The 24,228-nt window shown below is 39.4% G+C and carries 21 protein-coding genes and 2 pseudogenes; 15 read left to right on the top strand and 8 right to left on the bottom strand.

Annotated features, from left to right (window positions below; translation table 11 throughout):
* Nucleotides 1-175: 175 nt before the first annotated feature.
* The gene (locus PU629_RS03400; protein WP_481900497.1) at nucleotides 176-574 is read right to left on the bottom strand and encodes a transposase; all 399 of its coding nucleotides are present in this window, start codon (nucleotides 572-574) and stop codon (nucleotides 176-178) included.
* 126 nt (nucleotides 575-700) lie between these two features.
* Between PU629_RS03400 and PU629_RS03405 the strand changes: the two are divergent.
* The 7 genes and pseudogenes from PU629_RS03405 (at nucleotide 701) to PU629_RS03435 (ending at nucleotide 7,620) form a co-directional block, all read left to right on the top strand.
* Nucleotides 701-1,114 (top strand): annotated as a pseudogene (locus tag PU629_RS03405) (LCP family protein).
* 758 nt (nucleotides 1,115-1,872) lie between these two features.
* Nucleotides 1,873-2,178: an ArsR/SmtB family transcription factor gene (locus tag PU629_RS03410; protein WP_275282872.1), complete on the top strand. Its 306-nt coding sequence runs from the start codon at nucleotides 1,873-1,875 to the stop codon at nucleotides 2,176-2,178.
* Between the two features lie 145 nt (nucleotides 2,179-2,323).
* Nucleotides 2,324-3,322: an NADP-dependent oxidoreductase gene (locus PU629_RS03415; RefSeq protein ID WP_275282873.1), complete on the top strand. Its 999-nt coding sequence runs from the start codon at nucleotides 2,324-2,326 to the stop codon at nucleotides 3,320-3,322.
* A gap of 486 nt (nucleotides 3,323-3,808) precedes the next feature.
* Nucleotides 3,809-4,312 (top strand): sigma-70 family RNA polymerase sigma factor, encoded by a 504-nt coding sequence (locus PU629_RS03420; RefSeq protein ID WP_275282874.1) that lies wholly within the window; start codon nucleotides 3,809-3,811, stop codon nucleotides 4,310-4,312.
* A gap of 752 nt (nucleotides 4,313-5,064) precedes the next feature.
* Entirely contained in the window at nucleotides 5,065-5,688 is a 624-nt protein-coding gene (locus PU629_RS03425) for a hypothetical protein (RefSeq protein WP_275282875.1), read from the top strand.
* Nucleotides 5,689-5,731: 43 nt separating this feature from the next.
* Nucleotides 5,732-6,841, top strand: a complete 1,110-nt coding sequence (locus PU629_RS03430) for an AAA family ATPase (RefSeq protein WP_275282877.1) — start codon at nucleotides 5,732-5,734, stop codon at nucleotides 6,839-6,841.
* 2 nt (nucleotides 6,842-6,843) lie between these two features.
* Nucleotides 6,844-7,620 (top strand): DUF3226 domain-containing protein, encoded by a 777-nt coding sequence (locus PU629_RS03435; RefSeq protein WP_275282878.1) that lies wholly within the window; start codon nucleotides 6,844-6,846, stop codon nucleotides 7,618-7,620.
* Nucleotides 7,621-7,986: 366 nt separating this feature from the next.
* Here the strand turns inward: PU629_RS03435 and PU629_RS03440 are convergent, their stop codons facing one another.
* Nucleotides 7,987-8,631 carry a hypothetical protein gene (locus tag PU629_RS03440; protein ID WP_275282879.1) on the bottom strand — a complete coding sequence of 215 codons (645 nt, stop codon included), beginning with the start codon at nucleotides 8,629-8,631 and terminating at the stop codon, nucleotides 7,987-7,989.
* A gap of 190 nt (nucleotides 8,632-8,821) precedes the next feature.
* Nucleotides 8,822-9,946, bottom strand: a complete 1,125-nt coding sequence (locus tag PU629_RS03445) for an ROK family transcriptional regulator (RefSeq protein WP_275282880.1) — start codon at nucleotides 9,944-9,946, stop codon at nucleotides 8,822-8,824.
* A gap of 330 nt (nucleotides 9,947-10,276) precedes the next feature.
* Between PU629_RS03445 and PU629_RS03450 the strand changes: the two genes are divergently transcribed.
* Nucleotides 10,277-11,053 carry an SDR family oxidoreductase gene (locus PU629_RS03450; RefSeq protein WP_275282881.1) on the top strand — a complete coding sequence of 259 codons (777 nt, stop codon included), beginning with the start codon at nucleotides 10,277-10,279 and terminating at the stop codon, nucleotides 11,051-11,053.
* A gap of 245 nt (nucleotides 11,054-11,298) precedes the next feature.
* Nucleotides 11,299-12,576, top strand: a complete 1,278-nt coding sequence (locus tag PU629_RS03455) for an MFS transporter (protein WP_275282882.1) — start codon at nucleotides 11,299-11,301, stop codon at nucleotides 12,574-12,576.
* Nucleotides 12,577-12,947: 371 nt separating this feature from the next.
* Here the strand turns inward: PU629_RS03455 and PU629_RS03460 are convergent, their stop codons facing one another.
* Both PU629_RS03460 and PU629_RS22540 read right to left on the bottom strand, forming a co-directional pair.
* Nucleotides 12,948-13,436, bottom strand: a complete 489-nt coding sequence (locus PU629_RS03460) for a Fic family protein (RefSeq protein ID WP_275282884.1) — start codon at nucleotides 13,434-13,436, stop codon at nucleotides 12,948-12,950.
* Between the two features lie 6 nt (nucleotides 13,437-13,442).
* A pseudogene (locus PU629_RS22540) lies at nucleotides 13,443-13,574 on the bottom strand (hypothetical protein); the annotation flags it as partial.
* Between the two features lie 581 nt (nucleotides 13,575-14,155).
* On the opposite strand from PU629_RS22540, the gene PU629_RS03465 reads away from it, so the two are divergent.
* Nucleotides 14,156-14,620, top strand: coding sequence for a DUF7686 domain-containing protein (locus PU629_RS03465; protein ID WP_275282885.1), 465 nt, complete (start codon nucleotides 14,156-14,158; stop codon nucleotides 14,618-14,620).
* Between the two features lie 216 nt (nucleotides 14,621-14,836).
* Here the strand turns inward: PU629_RS03465 and PU629_RS03470 are convergent, their stop codons facing one another.
* Nucleotides 14,837-15,262, bottom strand: a complete 426-nt coding sequence (locus PU629_RS03470) for a hypothetical protein (protein WP_275282886.1) — start codon at nucleotides 15,260-15,262, stop codon at nucleotides 14,837-14,839.
* 209 nt (nucleotides 15,263-15,471) lie between these two features.
* Between PU629_RS03470 and PU629_RS03475 the strand changes: the two genes are divergently transcribed.
* Entirely contained in the window at nucleotides 15,472-16,446 is a 975-nt protein-coding gene (locus tag PU629_RS03475) for an LCP family protein (protein WP_275282887.1), read from the top strand.
* A gap of 1,316 nt (nucleotides 16,447-17,762) precedes the next feature.
* Here the strand turns inward: PU629_RS03475 and PU629_RS03480 are convergent.
* Nucleotides 17,763-18,077 carry a hypothetical protein gene (locus PU629_RS03480; protein WP_275282888.1) on the bottom strand — a complete coding sequence of 105 codons (315 nt, stop codon included), beginning with the start codon at nucleotides 18,075-18,077 and terminating at the stop codon, nucleotides 17,763-17,765.
* 677 nt (nucleotides 18,078-18,754) lie between these two features.
* On the opposite strand from PU629_RS03480, the gene PU629_RS03485 reads away from it, so the two are divergent.
* The 3 genes from PU629_RS03485 to PU629_RS03495 all read left to right on the top strand — a co-directional run bounded on the left by PU629_RS03485 (nucleotide 18,755) and on the right by PU629_RS03495 (nucleotide 21,837).
* Nucleotides 18,755-19,138: a glyoxalase superfamily protein gene (locus PU629_RS03485; protein WP_275282889.1), complete on the top strand. Its 384-nt coding sequence runs from the start codon at nucleotides 18,755-18,757 to the stop codon at nucleotides 19,136-19,138.
* A gap of 166 nt (nucleotides 19,139-19,304) precedes the next feature.
* A complete protein-coding gene (locus PU629_RS03490) occupies nucleotides 19,305-19,862 on the top strand; it encodes a GNAT family N-acetyltransferase (protein ID WP_275282890.1) in 558 nt (185 codons plus the stop codon).
* A 145-nt stretch (nucleotides 19,863-20,007) separates the two neighbouring features.
* Nucleotides 20,008-21,837 carry an SEC-C metal-binding domain-containing protein gene (locus PU629_RS03495; protein WP_275282891.1) on the top strand — a complete coding sequence of 610 codons (1,830 nt, stop codon included), beginning with the start codon at nucleotides 20,008-20,010 and terminating at the stop codon, nucleotides 21,835-21,837.
* 274 nt (nucleotides 21,838-22,111) lie between these two features.
* Here PU629_RS03495 and PU629_RS03500 read toward each other — a convergent pair whose 3' ends face one another.
* Nucleotides 22,112-22,879 carry a DeoR/GlpR family DNA-binding transcription regulator gene (locus PU629_RS03500; RefSeq protein WP_275282892.1) on the bottom strand — a complete coding sequence of 256 codons (768 nt, stop codon included), beginning with the start codon at nucleotides 22,877-22,879 and terminating at the stop codon, nucleotides 22,112-22,114.
* Nucleotides 22,880-23,431: 552 nt separating this feature from the next.
* On the opposite strand from PU629_RS03500, the gene PU629_RS03505 reads away from it, so the two are divergent.
* Nucleotides 23,432-24,202, top strand: coding sequence for an SDR family NAD(P)-dependent oxidoreductase (locus tag PU629_RS03505; protein WP_275282893.1), 771 nt, complete (start codon nucleotides 23,432-23,434; stop codon nucleotides 24,200-24,202).
* Nucleotides 24,203-24,228: the final 26 nt, after the last annotated feature.

The following is a 24,228-nucleotide window of genomic DNA, read 5'->3' on the forward strand; positions in this document are numbered from 1 at the left end:
GCTAACTTTTGAGGCTGTTTATACCGCAACGATTGTTGCCATTGTCGTCGCAATAACAAAAAAGAAATAGCCACCCATAGCTTGACCGCTAGGTGACTATTTCTGTAGTAACTAAAAAGGTCAGTCGCCTCTTGCTGCGACATGTTAGTTGCAACCGACTGAGTGTTCACAGCACTCAGTCACTTTTTATTCTATGATTATTATAAAAAAGATATCCATTAAAATCAACTGTAGGTAAATTATGATGACTCTCTCTATTAAAAAAGAGGGCATGTAGGTTGGTGCCTGTCACCACCCGATTAGCCACGTCAACCATTGGCTGAAGCCTTGAACGACTGGCCCAATCCAACCACTCTTCAAAATACAACCCAGCGATTGATCGATTGGTAATCCATACTTTTTGTAGGAGCAGTTTTAGACGGTAAGCACGACCCGTTTTTAACTCCATGTCCTTCAGTTTAATCATTTTTTCTTGTTGCTTTTCAGGGAGGTTCCCTTGATTCTTTAACCAAAGGAAGCGTTTTAAAGGCTCGTTTTCCTTGTGGCTGCAGCCATTGGGTTTGAGGTTTACCAGCTAAAGCCGTCCAATCATTTCAAATCAGTACCTGTTGTTTCTTCGGGGAAAAGTACTGGTAAAACAAGTACAAATCAGCAAAGCAGTAAAAAGCAGTCAACTAATCCAAAAGACCTTGCCTTTAATGTGTTAATCATGGGTTCTGATGCACGTCCCGGTGATAAGATCGGTCATTCCGACAGCATGCTGTTGGCACATGTTGATTTAGGCAAGAACAAAATCAATGTGGTAAGTATTCCGCGTGTCTACTTAGATGGTTACGCCTATACAAAACTGACAAGCGTTCAGTATATTCTACAGGCTAAAAATGGTCCGAAGCAAGGAATAGAAGGTGCCGTCAATACGATTAGTAAACTGACAGGTGTCCCAATCAATTATTAGGCAGAAACGAATTTTGGTGGCCTTCAATCGATGGTGGATGCGGTTGGTGGAATCAATTTGGATGTACCGGAGACCATTAAAATCAACAATAAAGTCATTCAGGCAGGCAATCATTTTGTTAACGGTACCATGGCTTTGGCGATTGCTGTTTTATTTTGATTTTCCAGATGATTATGGTGAAACGCGGGGACGGATCTTGCGTTTCATAAGAAGGGTTCAATAGAAAGCCACGCCTATCAAAATAAGTCGTTCCGATTATAAGAATTCGCAGTAATGACTACCAGTATAATAAGCAGACAAAAGTTTGGGGGAGGGTGAGTTGATAAATAAGCGGAGAATTTCCCCTTAATTAAGAAATAGTGCTGAAAATAGCCTAAATAGAAGGAATAATTCCGCCTATTGGCTCCAGAAAGCGTGGATAGGAGGTATTTTGACCTGCTTAACCGGAAAAACTCCGCTTATATACACGCACTTGAGCTCGATTCTGCTGTTTAACAGGAAATTCTCCGCCTATTTTTGGTCGCGACCTCATTTTGGTAGCGTCAAACATGTCTTGCCCACCAATTTTGGGTCACGTCTCGTTGATTTTCGTGGGAAAGGGTGTCTGGTCCCACCAGCTTTGCGAACAGTTACCTATAAATTGAAAATACCCAAAAAAGTTGAATGAGAGAAAGGACTGTTAGAAGTGAATCGAAGCTTTATTTTATAGGGTAAACATAAGAATTGACAGCAAATGATTTTTTTACTATTATATGTTCAAATGTTTAAACGTTTAATCAATCGAAAAATAGATGTAAAACTTATATTTGCGGCTAACTTCCTACTAAGGAGTTTAGCGGCAAAACGCGCAAGGTCCGTTGCAAGATAACTTTCTGTATATTTAGTTTCAAAAAACTTTAAACAAAGGATGAATGAGGATGGGGCAGCAAGCGGTGGATGTATTTAGGAAATGTATTCCCTTATTTAATGCACTAAGTGACACGGCAAGGCAGGATATTATTCTGTTGTTAGCTGAACATGAACGGTTAAGTGTCAATGAAATTGCAGAACAATCCAACCTTTCGCGTCCAGCCATTTCTCACCATTTAAAAATCATGCGTGACAATGAACTGGTTAGGATAGAACAAAAAGGAACACAAAGGTATTACTCGCTTTCCTTAACGAATAGCGTTGAGAAATTAAAGCAGTTGATCGAGATCGTAGAGAAAGAATGTATCCAATAGAACTTGCTAATACGAGCGTCATGTTATAGGCTCAGACCATTCAGTGAAAGACAGGTTTTGTAAAAGTAGTAGATGGTTGGAATTTAGTGAAAGGGGAAATTCGATGAAGTATAGAAACAGGTCAATTAAAGAGGAGATAACGTTTATGAAAGCCATGATTATTGAAAAATATGGGAAGGTGCCACTTAAGCTCGCTGACATGCCCATACCTCCCATTGGAGAAAAGGATGTCTTAGTAGAAATAGTGGCTGCAAGTATTAATCCGGTTGATTTTAAAATAAGAGATGGCAAAGTGAAGATGCTGACTAAATACCATATGCCACTTATTATGGGGAATGACTTTTCAGGTGTAGTCAAACAAGTAGGAAAAGGGGTAAAGAAGTTTAAGGTAGGAGATGAACTATACGGTAGAGCTAGTAAGGGGAGAATTGGAACTTTTGCAGAGTATATTGCAATCGACGAAGAGGCCGTTGCTTTAAAGCCTAAAAATTTATCCTTTGAGGAAGCTGCCTCTATTCCTTTAGTTGGACTCACTTCTTATCAAGCCTTACATGATGTTTTACAGTTATCACCTGGGGAAAAAGTGTTAATTCAAGCTGGATCAGGCGGCATCGGTACCTTTGCTATACAGCTTGCTAAAGCAATGGGAGTGTATGTGGCAACAACCACAAGCAAAGCCGGGTATGAACTGGTCAAGTCACTTGGAGCAGATCAGATTATTGATTATAAGAAAGAACCGTTTGATGAGATGCTGCACAATTATGATGGGGTATACGATACAATCGGTGGGGAAACGTTGGAAAAAGCATTTAAAATAGTGAAACCAGGAGGACAAGTTGTTTCGATCTCCGGCCTGCCAAACGCCCGTTTTGGAATGGAATATGGATCAGGCTTCTTTAAAACCAACTTATTTCGACTGATTACTCGCCATCTAACGAAATTGGAAAAACAATACAATGTGACATACACGTTTCTATTTATGAAACCAAGTGGTGAACAGTTAGAAATCATTACGGAGTTAATTGAATCGGGAAAAATTAAGCCTGTCATTGATCGAATCTACCCATTTGAGGAAGCACAAAAAGCTTTGGATTACTCAGAAGCAGGCCGGGCAAAAGGAAAAGTTATATTGAAAATAAAATGATATAGGGAGAACCCTTCCTAAGAGAGGTGACTGAATTCAGGCTATAAAGCACCTCGTTTTGACCACTTTAATGGCATGGCGATACGTTTTTTGGACTAGAGTGCCGGACAGGTCAATAACTAAAATGACAGAAATTGAACCTATTTACTGTCAAAAGAGGAGGACAGCTTGTATCGTCAACTTTTGGACGAAATAGCTTAATAGTTTTAAAGCGATGGGGCTAGTTGCAAAAGGGCGTGGGACTGGTCGTGCAGTCCTTTTAGTTGCTTGGCGGCAGTTGCAGCAGCATTCGTAGAAAAGAAGGCGAACGAACTTCTCTGCACTTGTGTCGGTGATCAAATCGGCAACATGACAAGGTGAAAGGGCAGATTTGAGGCGTTGAGGCTCGAAGAAAGGATTCATTGGTAGAAAGGACAGAGGCTATTCTTTGTTTTATCCTTCACTTACCGCGGAATAAGGAAGACCGGTCTGGAAAGTGAATGGGTTATGGAAGAGCTTCAGTCTTTTGAGCAAGTGGTGAAGGCCTTTGAGCCGTTGATTAAGAAAACGATTCGTTATGCAGGGCTTCAGAAGGATTATGAGGATGCCTTTCAAATGGGGATGATTGCTTTATGGGAGGCCTATAAAAGCTTTGATCCGCTGAAAGGTTATTTCCCGGCGCATGCAAAAGCGCTTGTATATGGAAAACTCTTAACCTATAAAAGGAAAGAGAAGACCTACAACGAGCGCTATTCCTTGAATTCGAGTGAACTTGAAACGGATAACATCGCGCCGCCACCTGCATGGCAGCTTTCGCTTGAACTCGATCAATTTGGACTTAGTGAACGCGAGCGCTGCTGGCTTCTCTCCGTGTTTGAAGCTGGCTTATCCACTAAAGAAATCTCCCAAACGTATAACGTCTCAGAAAACACCGTCCGCACATGGAAAAAAGGAGCCGTCCGCAAGCTGAAGAAACAAGGCAGAGAAAAGGTCTACTTGGAGCAGAAATGAAACGCGGGGAACGAATGAAACGCGGGGACGGTTCTCGCGTTTCACTTTTTAGCAGAAAGTTGGAAGTAAGATACTTAGGTACCTTGAGAACGCGGCGGCTTTGTCCTTCTGCTTACCGTTCTAATAGGATGGATCATTAAGCACCCCCAAGTTATTGGGGGTGCTTCAACATGTCATTACGAGGGGAAAGGATTGGTATTGTCTTTTTACTGAATCGGTGTTATAGTGGGTGAGCGATGAGCTGATTGCATAAGTCGAGATTGACGCGCCTTTCTTAGGCAAGCACAAATGTGGAGTGCTGTCTCTCGCCGCAATATATAACGCATAAAAGACGTCCATTATGGGCGTCTTTTTACTTATCTCCATTCACCGGCATGTTTGAAATTTTCCTTTAGCCAATCCTCTAAAAATGTAATGCCTTCATTAATTCATCCCCATTCCAAAATATGTTTTTCTATCAAAAATAAACCGATCATGCACATTACTTTGATAGAATAGGGGGAATTTCCCTGTTTAGCACCAACCACCTCTTGCTAGAAAAGATCTTTTAGCAGCAACAGCGAAGTATTGGTTCAGGAAGAGTATACTCAAGATACCGATATGCCCCGTTTAATCTGTTTCTCATTAATCACTGGTTGCGTTGTTTGAGGTAAGGAATGAAATGAAAATAGGTTTCCCCGTATTTCGTATAAGATGTATAAACTACTAATCTCCTAGAAATAATTAATATAAAAGTATAGGAGATGGATAAGTTGAATCAAGTCGTTAATATTGATCAAGAGGAATCATTAATCCTAAATGGATTAAAAAAAATGATAAGTGAAGGGTACTTATTAGCTGTATTCCAAATAGGATTGGAGTTTATTGATGATTCAAATAAACAGGATCCAAACTTAGAGGACACCCTCTTAAAAACCACAATAAACTACATAGAACAAGCCTGTCAGCAAGTGTCAAGTTGTCAAAATTGTAATCAGGTTTATGAATGTCGTTATTGTAAGAATCCTTCGAATGACCGCTCCCTTGAGTTAAGCTGTAAATATTGTAAGGATTATTATATATTTCATGAAAAACAGCCCCATGTTACTTACTTCAATCTAAATGCATTGCGAAAAATTTCTAATTATCAGAGGTGGGGTAAGGGGTTAAAAATTGAATATTTTATTAGAGGAAATAAGTTTCCGGCTATATTGATGATTGGTAACGATGGTCCAAGATTAATATTAGAGGCCAACTATTTAAAAACAAGTCATGACGTGGAGTATTATTGGAAGAGATCAAAGGAAATAATCAAGGGGAAAGTAGATAAAGATACTGAAGGAATAAAGGTTGTTAAAGACAAAGGACAAACCAGGTATTATTTATTTCCCCTATAATAAATGATATGATGAAATTAATTATGTTTTATGGAGGTTTTTTATGAAGCATTTTGAAAAGCTGACGATTGAAATGTTTCGAGGATTGAAAAATGCAGAATTTCATGATCTTGGCGAAGTCAATTTATTCGTTGGAAATAATAACTCTGGAAAAACCTCTGCACTTGAAGCTATAGAATTGCTTTCAAACCCTTTTTCGGCAAAAAATTACTATAACATCTCTCGCTTAAGAGATCATACTTTTGGATTCCCAAGAGGAGGCCGATTACCGTTTATTGATTCTTTATTGTGGATGTTCCCACTGAATAGTGAAAAAAATCGAGATCCCATTAAATTTTCTGCTATAATAAAAAATCAAAAAATAGATGTTGGTATTCATGTTTCTGAAGAAGTCCAAGTGAAACTTGAAGCTGATCAAACAGATGAAAATACTCAATTTAATTTATTTGACGAGGATTCTCCAGAGACAATAAAAATTTTAAATCTCGAGGTAAACCGGAATGGAGAAATCAATAGAAAAACTAAATCACTTCTTTTTAGAGAAGATAATCTAATCATCAGGGATTTGGAAGACGAGGATACTTTAAAATCAACCATGATTACCCCTATTGACCATCGTTCAGGTTCTTTTTCGGTAAGGAAAATAAACGATGCAATCATCTCAGGAGACAAACCACGATTAATCTCAGCGCTTAGATTATTTGATAATAATATTAAAGGGCTAGAACTATTGCTTTCAAACAACAGAAACACAAAGTCACTACTTCCATATATCGATCATGAGGAATTAGGCCTGGTTCCAATAATGATGTTTGGCGATGGTTTGCGTAAAGCTCTTACGGTTGCTTCAGCCCTTATTGAATCACAAAATGGTATTATATTGATTGATGAAATCGAAACAGCTGTTCATACAAGTGTATTAGGAGAATTCTTTTCTTGGCTCATAGAAGCCTGTAAGATGTTCAAAGTTCAATTATTTGCTACTACACATAGTCTAGAAGCCATTGATGGAATTATCAGTGCCAGTAAAAAAGATGATTATAATTTAGTTGTATATCGATTGAGTAAAAACAATAAGACAACCGCTGTTAAAAGGTTTTCATCTAAGACCATTTCGTCTTTGCGATTTGAACTGGGTCAGGATGTGAGATAACGATGAAGTATTCTTATTTTGTGGTAGAAGGTATTCATGATGCAGCTGCCATAGGAAAATTATTAAAGGGGTTCCGTTTTAAACCAATTAGTCAAATAGATCAAGTTGATCCATTTTGGAAAAAAATTATACCACTTAAATTTCCATATCAGGGGGACTTGAATAAACGAATGCCTGCCCCCCATTTCTTTCAAACCCTCGAACACAGTGTTGCGATCCAGTATGCAGGTGGAGATTCAAAACTATATTCTACTTTGAGCGGAACTCTAGCTAATATTGGAATCGATGAATTGTTTTCAATAGGGATATTCTGCGATGCAGATGATAGTCAAGCAAAATCTAAATATCAGAGGCATTTTAGCCATATTAGAGAACACATAGAAGAGGATACGCTCAAAGAAATACTGCTCTCTTTAACCATTGGGGAAGTAGTGAAAGTTTCAGAGAACATAAATCTAGGAGTTTACATATTTCCAAATAATCATGACAAAGGTGTACTAGAGCATTTGCTCATTGATGGAGCCCGTACCTCCTATAATGATCTTCTTGAACGGGCAACTCATTATATAGAGAATGTGGATTCACAATTTAAGGAAAAATGGAAGCCGTATGACGCCTTAAAAGCCACAGTCGGTACAATTGCCAATGTATTAAAGCCCGGAAAATCAAATCAAGTTTCCATCCAAGATAATGATTGGATCACAGAAGAATCTATTCAAGCAAGTTCAGGGCTGACTCTACTTAAAAAATTTATAAAACAATTATTGGAGCTAGACTAGAATATCTTAGGGGTGATACGGTCACTGCCCGGAAAATATTATTTTGCGAAAATGTTCCCACGAAAATGGGTGATGTGATTATCACTTTATAGCGGTATTTGCTAGTCAACAACAGCATTCCATTTTCCATTTGTACAATTAATCCCCAAACCGAGGGGGGATGGAAAGTTGATGATGTTTTTAAAAGACACCCGAGTTACTTTCCAATACCAGGACCCTTTATTACTCTTTCAAAAAGTGGAAGAGTGCGTTTCTAGAAGAATCGTTTTAATGGTTCCAAAATCGCCCGCGGGAATTTTATAAGTACTATGGACATAATAATTGCCGTTACTGTTTGGTTGGGGACGGAATCGACAGTTATTAAGGTTAGTTCTTTTGAGGGTAAACCACTTCAAAATTTACTTTTTTCAATATTTCTTCTCTATCCATATCATGTATACTTATAACTCGACAGCCGGATTTAAGAAATTTGAGTACCTCTTCATGCGGCCAAAATAACTGATCCATAAAGCTTTTGAAATTCCTTCCCTTATTTATGGCTAAATTTATCCTTTCATTTCTCAGTTTTCCAAATTCCTCTGGATCGTCAAAAGTGGGTTTCAAACGCAACGCTAGGTCAACATCCCCTAATTTCTCTGCCTCTGTCAAATAACTTCCAAAAACCGCAACAGTCTCAACTTTGTAAGCAAAGTTACTTTCGTTCACTTTTTTTACTCTTTCTAGAAAATCATTTAGCTTTCGTTCAGCGGTTTTTCTCGAGAATCCAGGACCAGCTTTTGCATTTGTCAAAGCGTTTCCTTTTATTGTTTTGTCCCATCGATCATCTCCTTCCTTTTCGATATACCCTTGCCTTTCTAAGCATTTCATAACCTCTTCAGCTTCATCTAAAGTCACATTTAATTTTAGAGCGACAGTTTGGATATTAATAACTCCTTGACCAAAACTACGAAATAAATCTCTCATTTCCAAGATAGGGAACCCAGCAAGGATGTCTTCTTTATTTATACGCATTTGTCATGTCTCCTTCCGATGAATGGCCCACTCAGTCATGTTTTAATTCCACTATTAGTCTATTTAAAACAGTCGTGTTGTGCCAGGATGATTGGATATGTCATGATTTTTCGAAAGTGGCTTAAGAAGCAAGGGGACGAGTTTCCTAACCGATTCTTCCAATCAGAATGAAAAAGCCACGTCCCATGCTTCAAATGCTATTTAAAAAGGATTGAATAAATGGTATGGCGGCGCCTATAGTAACTCCATATTCAGGTGAACGGCTAATATATATAAAGGACTCATTACTTGGAAATGCCGTCCTTTCATCAACTTTTTCATGAAGAAGTTGAATATCACTTTCGTTTAGGTAAGGGGTGATATGTCCCCCTAGAATAAATTCTCTATTAATGACAAGATGAATATTGTTGATCGAAAGGGCCAGATGATCTAAAAAGGAATTCCATCTCTCTAAATATGAAGGTATTCCAGAACGTACCTGTTGGAAGAAAAATTCTAAGGATTCGTCCTCTTCTAGGAGTGCACTTACAGAACAAAGTGTCTCCATACATCCTCTTTTTCCACAGTAGCAAGGCAAGCCCTCGGGATCAATGGTCATATGTTCGACCGTGCCGCTAAACCCGTCTTTTCCCATATAAATTTGGTCGTTAATAATAATAGCTCCCCCAAGATGTGTACCAATTGATAGATAGACAGCATCACCAATATCATTTCTTATCCACAACTCTGTGGTTGCAGCACATTTTGCATCATGGAAAAACATGCAAGGATAAGTGAGGTGCTGTGAAAAAACATGAATATCCAGCCCTGTGCAGTTTAATATTTTTCCATATGTAATCGTTTGGCCATCCGTTGCTGTAAGAGCTTGTACGGCAAAACCAATTCCAAGAATCTTCCTTTTTTCCACATTAAGCGATGAGATGAACGCTTCTACAGCATCGCTTACCTCTTTGAAGTAACTGTCAACATTGGAATAGTCAATTGACAGCTCCTTTTTCTCAATTACAACCCCAAGCAAATCAATTGCTAAAATGTGAACCTTCTTTTTCAAAATTTCTACACCAATGCTAATTCGAGCCTTAGGACATATGGTATAGGCCGTTGCGCGCCTGCCAACGGAGGATTCAAATTGTCCACTCTTTGCAATCAAGTTTTCCTCTTCTAAACGAACCAAATTTTGAGTGACGGTTGGTAAACTCAAATGAAGTTGATTGGCAATTTCTTGTTTCGAAAGTTTCTCATTTTGATAAATGAGATGGTAAATCGATGAATAATTATTTTTCTTTATATCTTTAAATGTGATATTCGTGTCCATGGAAGTCCCTCATTTTACAAAATAAATTTATAAAAATAGTTGATTAATTATTTTTAAATATATCATAGCAGCTCATTTAATAACAGCCTTGGCAAGCTTTGGAATACCTTATGGTTTGTTCTATATTAGCCCGTATTAAAAATGTCTTGACTTTGTAGATCAATGAAATCGGCATTTCGTCGATCGCTCCAAGACTGACCTCTGAATTCATTCGGGTAGAGAAAACACGATTTGCGTTTTTTCTTATTGACACCCACCTAAAAACGCTTTATTATATAAATTAATTTTATAAAACCATTTAATAAAATACTTTTTGAAAAGAGGTATAATATGGGGATCCTTGAAAAAATGAGATTGGACGAGAAGAAAATTTTTGTTACAGGTGGTGCAAGGGGCATTGGTAAAAGTGTAGCCACTGCTTTTGCTGAAGCAGGAGCAGATCTAGCGATTGTGGATTTGGATTTTGAAGAAGCAAAAAGGACTGCTGCGGAACTCGAAGAAAATCATGACATTCAAGCCATTGCCATTAAAGCGGATGTCTCGAAGCCAGAAGATGTAGACGCCATGATTGTCAAAATACTGGATGCTTTTGGACGAATAGACGTTGCCTTCTGTAATGCGGGAATCTGTCTGAATGTCCCCGCTGAGGAAATGACCTTTGAACAATGGAAAAAAGTTATAGATATAAATCTTACCGGTGTCTTTTTAACAGCTCAAGCAGCTGGGAAAGTGATGTTAAAGCAAGGAGGCGGTTCCATTATAAATACTGCTTCAATGTCAGGACATATTGTGAATGTGCCTCAACCACAGTGTTCCTACAATGCTTCTAAAGCAGGTGTGATTCAATTGACAAAATCTCTAGCCGTTGAATGGGCAACAAAAAATGTTCGCGTAAATTGTATCAGTCCTGGTTATATCGGCACAGAACTTACATTAAATTCTCCGAGCTTAAAACCGCTAATTGAACAATGGAATCAAATGGCACCGCTTCACAGATTGGGTAAACCCGAAGAACTTCAGTCCATTTGTGTTTATCTCGCAGGGGATACGAGCAGTTTTACGACGGGGTCTGACTTTGTAGTAGATGGTGCTTTTACTTGTATTTAATGCAACTTATAGGGAAATCCATTATTTGGAGGCATTTATCTCCTTAGTTATGTAAGCGGAAACAACTTAGAGGTTTACCCAAATAAAAGCCGGCTTATTCTGAGAGCGAGTATAGAGACGGGTGTCTCGCGGCGGTCTTAAATAAGGCTGTCATCGCAATAGTGTTGCTCTTGAGCTTTGACGTTCAAGAGCAACGCCAACATGCTTTATGACTAACAGCAAAAACAAAGATGGAAGGTGAAGGCATGAGTTTAAGTCACATTAGAAGAGAAGATACTTTTTTTGATCGCATAGGAATTCCTTTTAATTTGCTATGGGGATTTGTTGGAATCACCATATTTATGATAGGTGATGGTCTCGAGCAGGGCTGGCTATCTCCCTATCTAATTAAGCACGGGCTTACTATGCAGCAATCTGCCTTTCTTTATTCTGATTACGGAATTGCCGTAACGATCGCTTCTTGGCTATCGGGGATTTTTGTTCAAACATGGGGACCGAGAAAAGCTATGACGGTAGGATTGACATCTTTTGTAATTGGGGCAATAGGGTTTATTGGTTGGGGAATTCCGCACCATAATTATCCTGTTATGCTGTTAACGTATGCTTTAAGAGGTTTGGGCTATCCTTTATTTTCTTACTCGTTTCTAGTTTGGATCACTTACAGAAGCCCAGAGAAGAAACTGAGCTCGGCTGTTGGTTGGTTCTGGTTTGTGTTTACTCTAGGCTTAAATGTTTTAGGTTCCTATTATTCAAGCTTTGTCCTTCCTAAAATTGGGGCTATCAACACATTGTGGAGTGCTCTTATATTTGTTTTGGCAGGTGCAATACTTGCTATTCTTATAAACAAAGATGAGTTTAGTGGGCAGAAACTCAAAAAGGGTGAATCTAAATTCAAAGAATTATCAAAAGGAATTACCATTGTATTTCAAAATCCTCGAGTTGGTATCGGAGGTCTAATAAGAACCATTAATACCACCGCATCGTTTGGATTTGTAGTTTTCTATCCTTCCTATGTAGAGAAGTTTGGCTATTCCATTTCGCAGTGGCTCAGCATTTACGGAACCTTATTCGCATTTAATATTATTTGTAATTTAATTTTTGGAATTGTAGGAGACAAACTGGGAAGAAGGACCACAGTTGCCTGGTTTGGCGGCGTATTAAGCGGCCTTTCTATAATTGCGATGTATTATGTTCCGCAGGTTTATGGACACAATTATTGGTTGTTGATGATTGTCGGTTGTTTGTTTGGAGCGGGTTTGGCTGGATATGTTCCATTATCAGCCTTGATGCCTTCCTTGGAACCGGAAAACAAGGGGGCTGCGATGTCAATTTTGAATTTAGGCGCAGGTTTGAGTTCATTTGTAGGACCTGGGCTCGTTTCCCTCTTCTTTAATCAAATAGGAACAATCGGGATCATGTGGATCTTTTCCATACTGTATTTTATAAGTGCTGGCTTAACGAACTTTCTTAAAGATAAAAGGGAAGCGGTTTCAGATGCTATAACAGAGCCAAATGCAGGCTGATCACTTGTAGGTACCTGCCACCACTGAAACGCGGGGGGAAACGCGGGGAAACGCGGGGACGGTTCTCGCGTTTCATGCAAATGCTAGTCACTGCCCGAAAGCATCTTACTAACTTATTCACTATTCCTCCTGCAGAGAAGCGCTGGTTTTTTGACACATGAACAACAATAAATATTAATTTAAATTAATAAACAAGCGCTCTGATCTTTCTTTTCTCACACTGATCAGTAAAGTGGCCCTCATTATAAAAAGAAATAGCCCCTCGTTATGGGGGCTATTTCTTATCGCTTTAAACTAAACTTCCAACATCTTTCTTAAAACAGGAAACCCAAACTCCGTCCTCGCGCTTCTATCGAATTGTCTCAATACTTCTATTCAGACATAATCCGAATCAAGTCATATTGGTAGAAACGGCGATTTCTTTGGCGGTCATCTCCATAAATCATATTTAGCCGAACAAGTTCGTTTAGGCTTTTTCTAATGGTAGGTGCAGCTAAATCCGTTGTGTCCATAAGCTGATTGACGCTTGCAATAGGATTTGAGAAGAGGACTTCCCAAACCTTTTTTGTAGAAGGCTGCTGTAATTTTGAAATGCCGGCGTTATAAAGCTTTTCAGCCTGGTCCAATTTTTCATAATGACTTTCTGCCATACGCATTGTAGCATCTAAGAAAAACTCAATCCAACTTCTCCAATCAGGTTCATGACGTCCAATTGATCTGACGCCGTTTAATAGTGCATAGTATCTAAAACGCTCGCGTTCAAGTTCTTCACTAATAAAAAAGAAAGGTGAATCTATTAAATTTGACTGTAGGAGGTAAAGAACAATTAGAATTCTTCCTAAGCGACCATTCCCGTCCAAAAAGGGGTGGATGGACTCAAATTGCCCATGGATAATGGCTGCTTTTATTAGAGGATGAAGCTCATTTTCCGTATCTTCTTTGCTATAAGGATTACCATTATATATAGTTCTAGATTTTTCATATAATCCGCCATTAATTGGGGCTCTGGAGGGATATAAGAGGCGTCCTTAATATTACTCGTGGGACCAATGAAATTTTGAACTTTTCTATACGCACCTGCTGAACTTGTGGACCCTAAGGAAGGGATGTTAGAGGTAAGACACACTATCCTTCGTAATTTTGTTGAATCTCGTCTAGGTATACGATGGAACCCAATCCATGGAGCCGTTCATCCTGTGGCCCCAATTAGACAGCCGCTGTCTTACTTAAAGACGACGGTTCTAATGGGTGCTATTTTGAGGGGATCAACATGAAAAAAGAAGGAAGTATAATGAGTCGTGTGGGTACAACTTCTCTGAATGGAACACAAGATGAACAGCCTCTTTTTATAGGCTAGAAAGGATCTCCCTGAGAAGTTAGAATTGGAAGTGAGCGGTTTGATGGATTCAAGCAACCATCCATTCTTCAATTAGGCAGATGGTTAGTAAATGATAGATAGTAAGGGAGCGGTGTAAAGCCATGTCCATATGTGATATCTGTAAAAAAACAAGAAGTTAAAGTTATCATGACGTACGATGATGGAGAAAAACATTTTTGTTTGGATTGTTACAACAAGTAAATGGAAACAGAACTTGATATGAAACTGACTCAACAACCGAAATCCTTTTCAGTTAATGATCCTAATGGACAAAGTCGAACTTTCCATGTGCAAGTCAGACTAGATCCAATTGGGATTTTTATGGAAGCTGAAGAAGAAGTGGATAATGGGTATGCGTTCAGTGTTCATGGTGAACGAGTTTGCAACCAAGCAGAACTGTTCGCAAAACTGGTAGACAAAGTAAGACGTGGGATCGAAACAAAGTATGTTACCGACTTGCACACTCCGGATGGCTACAAGATACAAGCTATCAAAGATGATCAAGTTGTTGGTAGATTGGATTACGATAAATGGAACGAGGATGGTCCATTGACAGTCATCGATGGCAGGCCTTATACATGGGAACAATTGGGGCGCTTGGTCAGACAGTTTGAAGGATTCCAATTTCAAATCAAGTTTTTTGATGTGACGGATGAAGTGGAGTGATAGGGGGGAGCCATCCTCCACTCTGAAATATGTAGCAAAATGAAACGCGAGAACCGTCCCCGCGTTCCATATATGCGTTCCTCAAATCGCACCAAAATCACCTCAGGTACAGGTGCCTGTCACCACCCGGATTTTGTTGACAAACTATTATTAGCTCAAGATTGAAGTGACCAGGGGAATTGGTCCGACGCTTTCATACCAAGATTCAAAATAGGGTTAATCTTGAACTCTTAAATTCTTAAGGCCATTTTCTTCAAATTCATCTTCATAGTATCCTTCAATTTCAAATAATTTACGTAGGTAATCTTCCGTTGTTTCAAATGTCTCTCCTGATTGTTTGATATCTCGTTTGGCTAATCGTGTAGGCAGCTCGTTCCAAAATACTTCATTATCATTAAAGTCAATAAGTGGCTGAAGGCGTTCCTCAAACTCCTGTGTGGGGAAATAGGCGTCTAATTTTTTGTCATAGGTAACCTGATCGTCATAACCAAAATCATTTGCAAATGAAAAAAAATAGTTGAAAAGATCATCGTACACCTTGATTCTATCATCATCCACTCGACCCGAATTAGCCGTCCATTCACCGAGATAAATGAGATCTAGTAAATGCTTGTATTGTTTATTAGTAATATTTAGTTTCACCCTGTAAAACTCCTTCTACAAACTCTTGTATTATCGTAAGTTTATCTAATTTTTAATAGAAATAAAAGCCTGTTATGAAACGCGAGAACCGTCCCCGCGTTTCAATGAAAAATTTCTAATGACAGATGTTCCAAATGGAAGTAAACTAGTTTTAGATAGTAAAATTCATTAGATCATACAAATAGATTAGGAAAGATAGAGGGGAAACTTTGAAGAAAAAGCGCAGATGGAAAATAGTTGGGTTTAGTTTTCTAGGAATCGTGATTCTTGTGGCTGCAGCCATTGGGTTTGAGGCTTACCAGTTAAAGCCGGCCAATCATTTCAAGTCAGTACCTGTTGTTTCTTCGGGGAAAAGTACAGGGAAAGCAAGTACAAATCAACAAAGCGGTAAAAAACAGTCCACCAATCCAAAGGACCTTGCCTTCAATGTTTTAATAATGGGTTCGGATGCCCGTCCCGGAGATAAGATCGGTCATTCCGATAGCATGCTGCTGGCGCATGTCGATTTGGGCAAAAAGCAAATCAATGTGGTCAGCATTCCGCGTGATACGCGTGTCTACTTAGAGGGTTATGGCTACACCAAACTGACAAGCGTCCAGTATATTCTTCAAGCTAAAAATGGTCCTAAGCAAGGCATAGAAGGAGCCGTCAATGCGATCAGTAAGTTGACGGGTGTCCCAATCAATTATTATGCAGAAACGAATTTTGATGGCCTTCAATCGATGGTCGATGCGGTTGGCGGAATCAATTTGGATGTACCGGAGACTATTAAAATCAACAATAAAGTCATTCAGGCAGGCAATCATTTTGTTAACGGAACGATGGCTTTGGCGATTGCCCGTGAACGCCATTCCGCGGCAGACGGCGATTATGCGCGGCAAATGGCGCAATTAGAAGTGTTAAAAGGGATTGGTAAGAGAGCGCTTAGCCCAAGTAATATTTCTAAACTGCCTTCACTTGTTAAATCAATCAACAAATACATGATCGGCACCAATATGTCCACTTCCGATATGGTGAGTCTAGGTCTTGCTGTGAAAACTATTAATCCATCCAAACAAGTCCACTATCAGCAAATACCAGGGACAGGGAAAGTCATGTACGATGACATTCTTAAAGCAAACAATGATGAGATTGTCATCGATCAGCAAAAAATGAAAAGTATTATCGCTAAAAATTTCCAATAGGGATGCTTTTTTCTGGTGTTAGGTGCTTTGTCACCACTCGAATGAACAAAAATTTCTTGAGTATTTATTGATTATCTTCAAATAAAGAGCTCGTTTTGTTGGACAAGTAAGAATGGGGAACTTGTTTTTGAAACACTTCTGCTAAGTCTTTAATTGGGCCACTTCTTGCATTTTGTGTGAGGTGGCTCTTCTTGTGTCCTTTTTACGGCTTATTTATATCCTCAATTTAAGGCAAATGATGAACGAACAAAAGGGAATGTTTGTTTTCTTTATAATAGGCTATATGGTGATATTAATGGGGATACCTCTACTAAATAGGAGCTTGAAACCTTTCAAGCACTTTTTGCGGGCACGGCAATACGTCCGCGCAAAGCGAGGGAATCGTCGTTACACGTCAAACGATTAGGCGTAACGAGTATACGCTAACCTCCGCGAAATGAGCAGGAAAGCCGAAATAAAGGATTGACGTTACGCCTATTTCGGTTGAGCGTAACGAGGATCCGCTATCCGCCTGGAACTGGGCCGGAAAGCCGAAATAAAGGACTGACGTTACGCCTATTTCGGTTGAGCGTAACGAGAATTCGCTATCCGCCGCTAAACGGGGCTGGAATGGCGAAATAAGGAAATGGCGTTACGCCTATTTCAGTTGAGCGTAACGAGGATTCGCTATCCGCCGCGAATCCGGCTAGAATGATCAAATAACGGAATGCCGTTACGCCTATTTCGGTTGAGCGTAACGAGAATTCGCTATCCGCCGCGAATCCGGCCGAAATGACGAAATAAGGAAATGGCGTTACGCCTATTTCAGTTGAGCGTAACGAGGATTCGCTATCCGCCGCTAAACGGGGCTGGAATGGCGAAATAAGGAAATGGCGTTACGCCTATTTCAGTTGAGCGTAACGAGGATTCGCTATCCGCCGCGAATCCGGCTAGAATGACCAAATAACGGAATGCCGTTACGCCTATTCCGGTTGAGCGTAACGAGAATTCGCTATCCGCCGCGAATCCGGCCGAAATGCCGAAATAACGGATTGACGTTACGCCTATTTTGATTGAGCGTAACGAGGCTACGCTATCGTCCGCTAAACGGGGCTGAAATGACGAAATAAGGGACTGCCGTTACGCCTATTTCGTTTGAGCGTAACGAGAATTCGCTATCCGCCGCGAATCCGGCCGAAATGCCGAAATAACGGATTGACGTTACGCCTATTTCGTTTGAGCGTAACGAGAATTCGCTATCCGCCGCGAAATGGGACGGAAAGCCGAAATAAGGGAATGCCGTTACGCCTATTTCGGTAGAGCGTAACGAGAATACGCTATCCGCCGCGAAATGAGCCGGAAATGCCGAAATAAAGGACTGATGTTACGCCTATTTTGGTAGAGCGTAACGAGGATCCGCTATCCGCCGCGAAATGAGCCGGAAAGCCGAAATAAAGGACTGACGTTACGCCTATTTCGTTTGAGCGTAACGAGAATACGCTATCCGCCGCGAAATGAGCCGGAAAGCCGAAATAAAGGAATGCCGTTACGCCTATTTCGTTTGAGCGTAACGAGGATACGCTAACCTCCGCGAAATGGGCCGGAAAGCTGAAATAAAGGACTGAGGTTACGCCTACCAGGAAGTTGACCAATAACGTATCCTTGTTACGCTTCTTATGTTAAAACGGGACGATTTTCCACATTGGTTAGACAACCACCCATTTTTGTTAAGTGTTTAAACATAAAAACAGTGCCCGAGAAAACTCATAGGTTAAATCTATACTTGGGAAGAAGGGAGTCGGCGTTAGCGATTTTGTTCTTGCTTATTAAGGGTGGCGCCTGTCACCACTCGGATTTTGTGCTTCGCGCGCCGGTTTGATAGATTCACCGTTATCCGGCGGAATGGCGTGATGGTGGGGCGAGGGGACTTTTAACCTAATAATAGGGAGACAGGCCCAGTTGAGCACCAGTATCCAAAAAAGTAAGTCTGCACCGTACAAGTGCTGTCACCCACCGAATTTTGCTGAATCAACCATTTTGTTATGATTAGAGGATCAAAGCCTATCAGAATGCTTTAGGAGAAGAAGCTCTGTACCCTAATTGATTGGAAGGACTTTAAGCCCATTACTTGGCTGAAGATGCCTTGATCCATTATCTTTTAAAGTACGTATCACCAAAAGCAAGTCATGTATGTTTCAAAAACATAGCCTAAAGGTACCCATAAGCCTTATATATCAATACTGTAGGGATTAGTGGCTTTAATCATGCTAAGATAATGGTACAGATGTATAAGTTTATAAATGACTAAACGAAAAAGGGGATACAGGTTATGAGCACATCTCAAATAACAATGAAAAACCCTACTTCCATTCTGCGTATTTTTGATGAGGAAAAAGCCAAAGAATTTTATTTGACCTTTTTGGGATTTAAGGTGGATTGGGAGCATCGTTTTGAAGAGAATTTCCCTTTATACATGCAGGTTTCTTATGGGGATTGTATAATTCATCTTTCGGAACATCATGGCGATTGCTGTCCTGGAGGCGCTATAAGGATTGAGACTGAAAACTTGGAGTTATTCCATTCAAAACTTTTATCAAAGAATTATAAGTATGCTCGTCCTGGCATTGAGACAACGCCTTGGCATACTCGGGAGGTTAGTATTAGAGATCCCTTTGGTAATCGAATTATCTTTTTTGAGAATCTGCAACATTAACGTTGCAATTTTAGGGGATTTATCACGTTGAATCTATCCGTATTAACTATATATCTTACAGCGTGATCACAAGAAGAAATGGGAGGCGTTTCTTCCCCCTCAAATATAGAAGCAAGGTGTTCTTGTTAGACAGTCTTTGAAAAAATTAGGAACGGGAAGGTGTAACATGACTTTAGCTGAAAAGGTCATTATTTCTCCATTAAAAAATGAGTTAATAAAGGATATCAATCAAACAAATGATTCTTTTAAAGTGTTTGGTAGAGTGGTCCCCAGTTTACAATCCGGGAAATGGTCTTATGAAGAGATTCTTTTTGATGAACCTAAGGAAATTCGTTTCCCTGATGATCACCTTGATTGGCATCAGTATATAAGCCGAGAAGATAAAGCTTTGTTTTTGGCGTACGTGAATACTACTTGCATTGGGCAAATTAGAATCATAAAGGATTGGAATCGTTTTTGTTATATCGAAAACATTGCTATTAAAAAGGAATATAGAGGATATCGAATCGGGAAACTGCTCTTACATAGAGCCGAAGAGTGGGCAAGCCAACGAAATCTTATAGGAATGTCCCTGGAAGCTCAGGATGATAACCTTGGTGCGTGCAGATTTTATGTGAAACAAGGCTTTGTACTGGGTGGGGTTGACACATTAAAGCAATCATATAATCCAAACATCGAAACCACTTTGTATTGGTATAAGTTATTTGAGGAACCGCTTGCTTAATGGAAGAATCATTCGTTCGGATGCAAGAGATGGAGATCATTTCTTTTAGCCAACTGAGCAAACCCATTAAGTCGAAATCGATTCGTTACAGGTCATTTTTTTCTTAACATGATATGATGGACATCATTAATAAGGAGTGAAGGCTATGCCGAAAATCAGGCGGAATGATCCTTGTTCTTGTGGGAGCGGGAAGAAGTATAAGAATTGTTGTGGAAACAATCAAGTGGTAAGTCTGGAGCGGATTTTACATCAGGAGATCATGGACTTGCAAGTAGAACTCATGGATTTTGCCTTAAAAAATTATGAAGAGGACATTTTTCTTTCAATTAAGGAAACTGAGATTCCATTTCAAAAGTTGGAGACTGAGTTGGGACAAGACTTGCATGTGTTCCTTTATATGATCTTAGCGAATTGGATCGTATTGGAAGTGGCGGTTGAAGAGGAGCAACGGATTATTGATCTTTTCATTCAACGAAAACTCCGACAAATTAAGCGGGAGCGTTTAAAGGCTATTCTCTTGTCTTGGAGGGAGGGGTTCTCTTTCGTTGGAAGACTTGTCTCAAAGGAACCGAGCGATCTGTTCCTTTTAAAAAATATAATGGATCAACAAGAAGTTAGGGTTCAGGTGTTGGAGCCCGAACGCTACAAAAATACGGAACTCAACAGTTTAATTATGGGGAATCTTCTCCCAATGAGTGGACAGGCCTTCACTTTTTTTGCGGCCTTTATGGATGTCCATCCTGAGGAATCCGATGAGGTTGAGGGCAGGATACGAGGGATTTACGATGAGCATCTCAATTCTTATGAGGATGACAGTCATAGTTTCTTCTCGGATCATTTTCCTGAAATACTGGCCAGTGTGTTTTTTGATAGAGAAAAGATGAGGTCACTCGCCTCCTATGAATGGGAAAATCCGGTTCATGGACTTGTCGCGGCCCTCTATTATGAGAAGATCTTGGAAGAGGAGTATGTCCCGGCGAATCTGATCCAATTTGGTTTGGAGTTATGGCAAACGTTTTGTTTAAGGAAACATCCAACAATAAGGAATCCTAAGTTGTTTGCTGCCGCTCTTCACTATCTGGTTAGTTGTTTGCTGCCATTTAACCAACCAACACAGAAACAGATTGCTCAAGCTTATGAGGTTTCGGCGAGCAGCCTTTCGACTAAATATCGGGAGTTAGAGAGCGTTTTAAAACAAGATATCGACGAATTTTTTGCTCATGAAGAGGAGGATGAGTCTCTTCCTGAACTAGAGTTGGAGAGCCCTCCGGATTCTATGTCAAAAGAAGAATGGGCCAAGGAGCTGCTCGATCAAGCTTATCAAGCAACAGGCAGAACCCAGATTAAGTTAGCCAGACAAGCCTTGAACCTAGATCCCAACAATCCTGACGTTTATCAGCTATTGGGTGATCTCACACCTAATTACAAAGAAAAATTGACTCTTTTCAAAACAGGAATGACGGTGGGGGAGAAGTTATTAGGAAAGAAGTTCTTTGAACAAAACAAAGGGTATTTCTGGGGGCTATGGGAAACAAGACCTTATATGCGAGTCAAGCTAAGCTATGCCGATACATTACTCGAATGTGGTGAGTATATAGAGGCTATTGCTCAATATAAAGAGTTGCTTGAGCTTAATGAAATGGACAATCAAGGCGTCCGATTTCCGTTATTTAAGGCGTATGTCGAAATACGGCGTTTAGACGAGGCTGAACAATTATTAGATAAGTATCCTGAGAAGAACGCCACCGCTTTATATAATCGCTGTCTTGTTGAGGGACTGCGTAACGGAAAAGGTACTAAATATAAGGAGCTCTTGGCCCAAGCTGAACAGCAAAACCCCTACGTGATGCGCTATCTGAACAAAGAGATAGACATGCCTCAAGAAATCCCCGAATCCTATAGACCAGGCGAACCAAGCGAAGCCATTCTCTACACTTACCTGTTTGGGCAACTGTGGTGGGAGAGCCGGTTGTAGGGGGTGTGGAACGCAGGTGTGGAACGCAGGGACGGATCTCGTGTTCCATTTTATTGGCAGTGGTGGGGGTGTGACGAAACCTGATGCCTTAGTACACTCAAAATTGTAGCCTTCTTAAGACGTTTCATGGCATTTGCAAAAGATCGTGTCTCGGGAAGCTTCCTTGAAACGGGATAATTCTTTTAGCAGACAATGGGGAGTTTCGCTTGAAGGAAGACCCAACAGACAGAAAACAACTGTCCGTTGGGTCTTCTTTCGGTGCTCGATCCTAATTTTATAATATCTCTAAATCGTAATTTTTTAGTCGCTCAAGATCAATGGGATTTATTTGGCTATCACAAATGAAGTAATCGAGATCGTTTAAACTAGCAAATGCAGCAATAGAACTCTTATTTATCTTACTATGATCAATTAAAGCAGCTACTCTTTTTGAATGCTTTACCATTTCCTTTTTTAATTCTACTTCATATACATTGAAATCGGTTAAGCCAGTATCAAAAGAAAAGCCATTTGCAGAGGTGAACATAATGTCAACATTAATTTGATTGAGAATGTTAATCCCTAAAGTGCCTTCTAAAGAGCTGGATCCGTTTCTTACAACTCCTCCAAGAAGAATAACAGTGATATTTGGGTTTTCTCTTAGTTCTAAAGCCGTGTAAATTCCACTCGTTAGAACAGTTAAACGTAATGAACTCTTTTTTAAAAGATCAGCAAGTTCTAATCCAGTCGAGCTGGCATCTAACAAAATACAGTATCCATTTGAAATTAATCCCAATGCTTTCTTTGCAATTTCCACCTTTTGCTCTTTATTTTTCTTTTTGCGGACCGAGAAAACGGTTTCATTATTTGGTGATTCAATTAGTACTGCTCCTCCGTGTGTTCGATTAAGTAGACCTTCTTCTTCTAACTTTGTCAGGTCTAATCTTAATGTAGCTTCCGATACTTTCGTTATATTAGACAGTTCTTTAACAGTAATTCGTTTTTTTTTGTTTAGTATTTCCATTATTTTAAGCCTGCGTTCTGAGGCAAATAGTTTGCTCATGACTCTCTCCACTTCCTAGTTTTTAATCGACATACGTTCTTTTATTCAATTGCTTACTCTATTGTATACGAATATTTTAATTAAAAATGGAGAAGAAGGCAAAAAAATTCTCAAAAATATAACTATTAGTCATCAATCAATTTTAAAATAGCTATCTTCTGCTTAATAAGCAACAGCGTAATTCGAGTCAAAACATAGTCAAACTATTGTACTGTTTGAAATTACAGGAATTCAATCATTAAATTAATTCAAACAAAAATAAATGATTAAAAACGATTAGATAAAATATGATAGTTAATAAAGGGATCAATAAAAAAAAGAGGAGTTAGGAGCGAAAAAAATCCTATATTTTAGCGGTTCAGCACAAATGTGATAGCAAAATAATCAAAATGTTTTATTTACAACGAATTATGAAAGAAAATGGAATTTAATAAAGATATTGACAATTAAAACAAACGAAGTATAATTGTAATTGAAAGTAAACGATTACAAAATAAATAGCAAACGATTACAAATTGAAAGAAAATGTGATTGTTCCTGAGGAGGGGTAACATGGTAGGAACAAACTCCATGGATTTGTCTGGGAGAACAGCCATTATTACTGGTGCCGGACAGGGACTTGGTGAAGCAATGGCAAAAGCATTAGCTCAGGTAGGCTCAAACATTGTGATTGCTGATATTAACGAAAAAAATGCACAAAAGACATCTGATCAGATTAAAGCAATGGGAGTAGAGAGTCTAGCCTATAAGCTCGATGTGACAAGAGAAGAACAGGTAGAAGATTTAGTTAAAATGGTTAAGGATGAATTTGGATCTATTGATATTTTAATTAACAATGCCGGTATCTGTCAGAAGGTTAAAACGGAAGAGCAAGACTTTGAAGACTGGAAACGAATTTTTGATGTGAATGTTCATGGCGTTTACTTGATGTCCAAGGCTGTAGGTAAAGTCATGATTCAACAAAATAAAGGTTCTATTATAAATATGGCATCCATGTCGAGCTTTATTGTGAATCGAGAGCCACAAAATGCTTATAACTCATCAAAGGCAGCAGTTGCTATGATGACAAAATGTCTAGCTTCTGAATGGGTCGATTATAACATTCGTGTAAATGCCATTGCCCCTGGGTATATGAGAACCGATATGGCAGAACCTCTATTTAAAAAGGGTGGAGAGCTTGAACATTTGCTAGAACTTGTACCTATGAAGCGATTAGGTGAACCTGAAGAGTTAGGGAGTTTAGCGGTTTACTTAGCTTCAGACGCTTCATCTTTTGCAACCGGTTCTGTAATTAATATTGATGGCGGTTACACAATTTGGTAAGGATCAAAAACAAATTGATTAATTGA

The sequence above is a fragment of the Pullulanibacillus sp. KACC 23026 genome, assembly GCF_029094525.1.
Taxonomy (GTDB): domain Bacteria; phylum Bacillota; class Bacilli; order Bacillales; family Sporolactobacillaceae; genus KACC-23026.

What these genes read in the sequence shown, in the direction of transcription:
- PU629_RS03410 (WP_275282872.1), top strand. Translation starts at nt 1,873, where the DNA reads ATGGGGCAGCAAGCGGTGGATGTATTTAGGAAATGTATTCCCTTATTT.
- PU629_RS03415 (WP_275282873.1), top strand. Translation starts at nt 2,324, where the DNA reads ATGAAAGCCATGATTATTGAAAAATATGGGAAGGTGCCACTTAAGCTC.
- PU629_RS03420 (WP_275282874.1), top strand. Translation starts at nt 3,809, where the DNA reads ATGGAAGAGCTTCAGTCTTTTGAGCAAGTGGTGAAGGCCTTTGAGCCG.
- PU629_RS03430 (WP_275282877.1), top strand. Translation starts at nt 5,732, where the DNA reads ATGAAGCATTTTGAAAAGCTGACGATTGAAATGTTTCGAGGATTGAAA.
- PU629_RS03435 (WP_275282878.1), top strand. Translation starts at nt 6,844, where the DNA reads ATGAAGTATTCTTATTTTGTGGTAGAAGGTATTCATGATGCAGCTGCC.
- PU629_RS03440 (WP_275282879.1), bottom strand. Translation starts at nt 8,631, where the DNA reads ATGCGTATAAATAAAGAAGACATCCTTGCTGGGTTCCCTATCTTGGAA.
- PU629_RS03445 (WP_275282880.1), bottom strand. Translation starts at nt 9,946, where the DNA reads ATGGACACGAATATCACATTTAAAGATATAAAGAAAAATAATTATTCA.
- PU629_RS03450 (WP_275282881.1), top strand. Translation starts at nt 10,277, where the DNA reads ATGGGGATCCTTGAAAAAATGAGATTGGACGAGAAGAAAATTTTTGTT.
- PU629_RS03455 (WP_275282882.1), top strand. Translation starts at nt 11,299, where the DNA reads ATGAGTTTAAGTCACATTAGAAGAGAAGATACTTTTTTTGATCGCATA.
- PU629_RS03465 (WP_275282885.1), top strand. Translation starts at nt 14,156, where the DNA reads ATGGAAACAGAACTTGATATGAAACTGACTCAACAACCGAAATCCTTT.
- PU629_RS03485 (WP_275282889.1), top strand. Translation starts at nt 18,755, where the DNA reads ATGAGCACATCTCAAATAACAATGAAAAACCCTACTTCCATTCTGCGT.
- PU629_RS03490 (WP_275282890.1), top strand. Translation starts at nt 19,305, where the DNA reads ATGACTTTAGCTGAAAAGGTCATTATTTCTCCATTAAAAAATGAGTTA.
- PU629_RS03495 (WP_275282891.1), top strand. Translation starts at nt 20,008, where the DNA reads ATGCCGAAAATCAGGCGGAATGATCCTTGTTCTTGTGGGAGCGGGAAG.
- PU629_RS03500 (WP_275282892.1), bottom strand. Translation starts at nt 22,879, where the DNA reads ATGAGCAAACTATTTGCCTCAGAACGCAGGCTTAAAATAATGGAAATA.
- PU629_RS03505 (WP_275282893.1), top strand. Translation starts at nt 23,432, where the DNA reads ATGGTAGGAACAAACTCCATGGATTTGTCTGGGAGAACAGCCATTATT.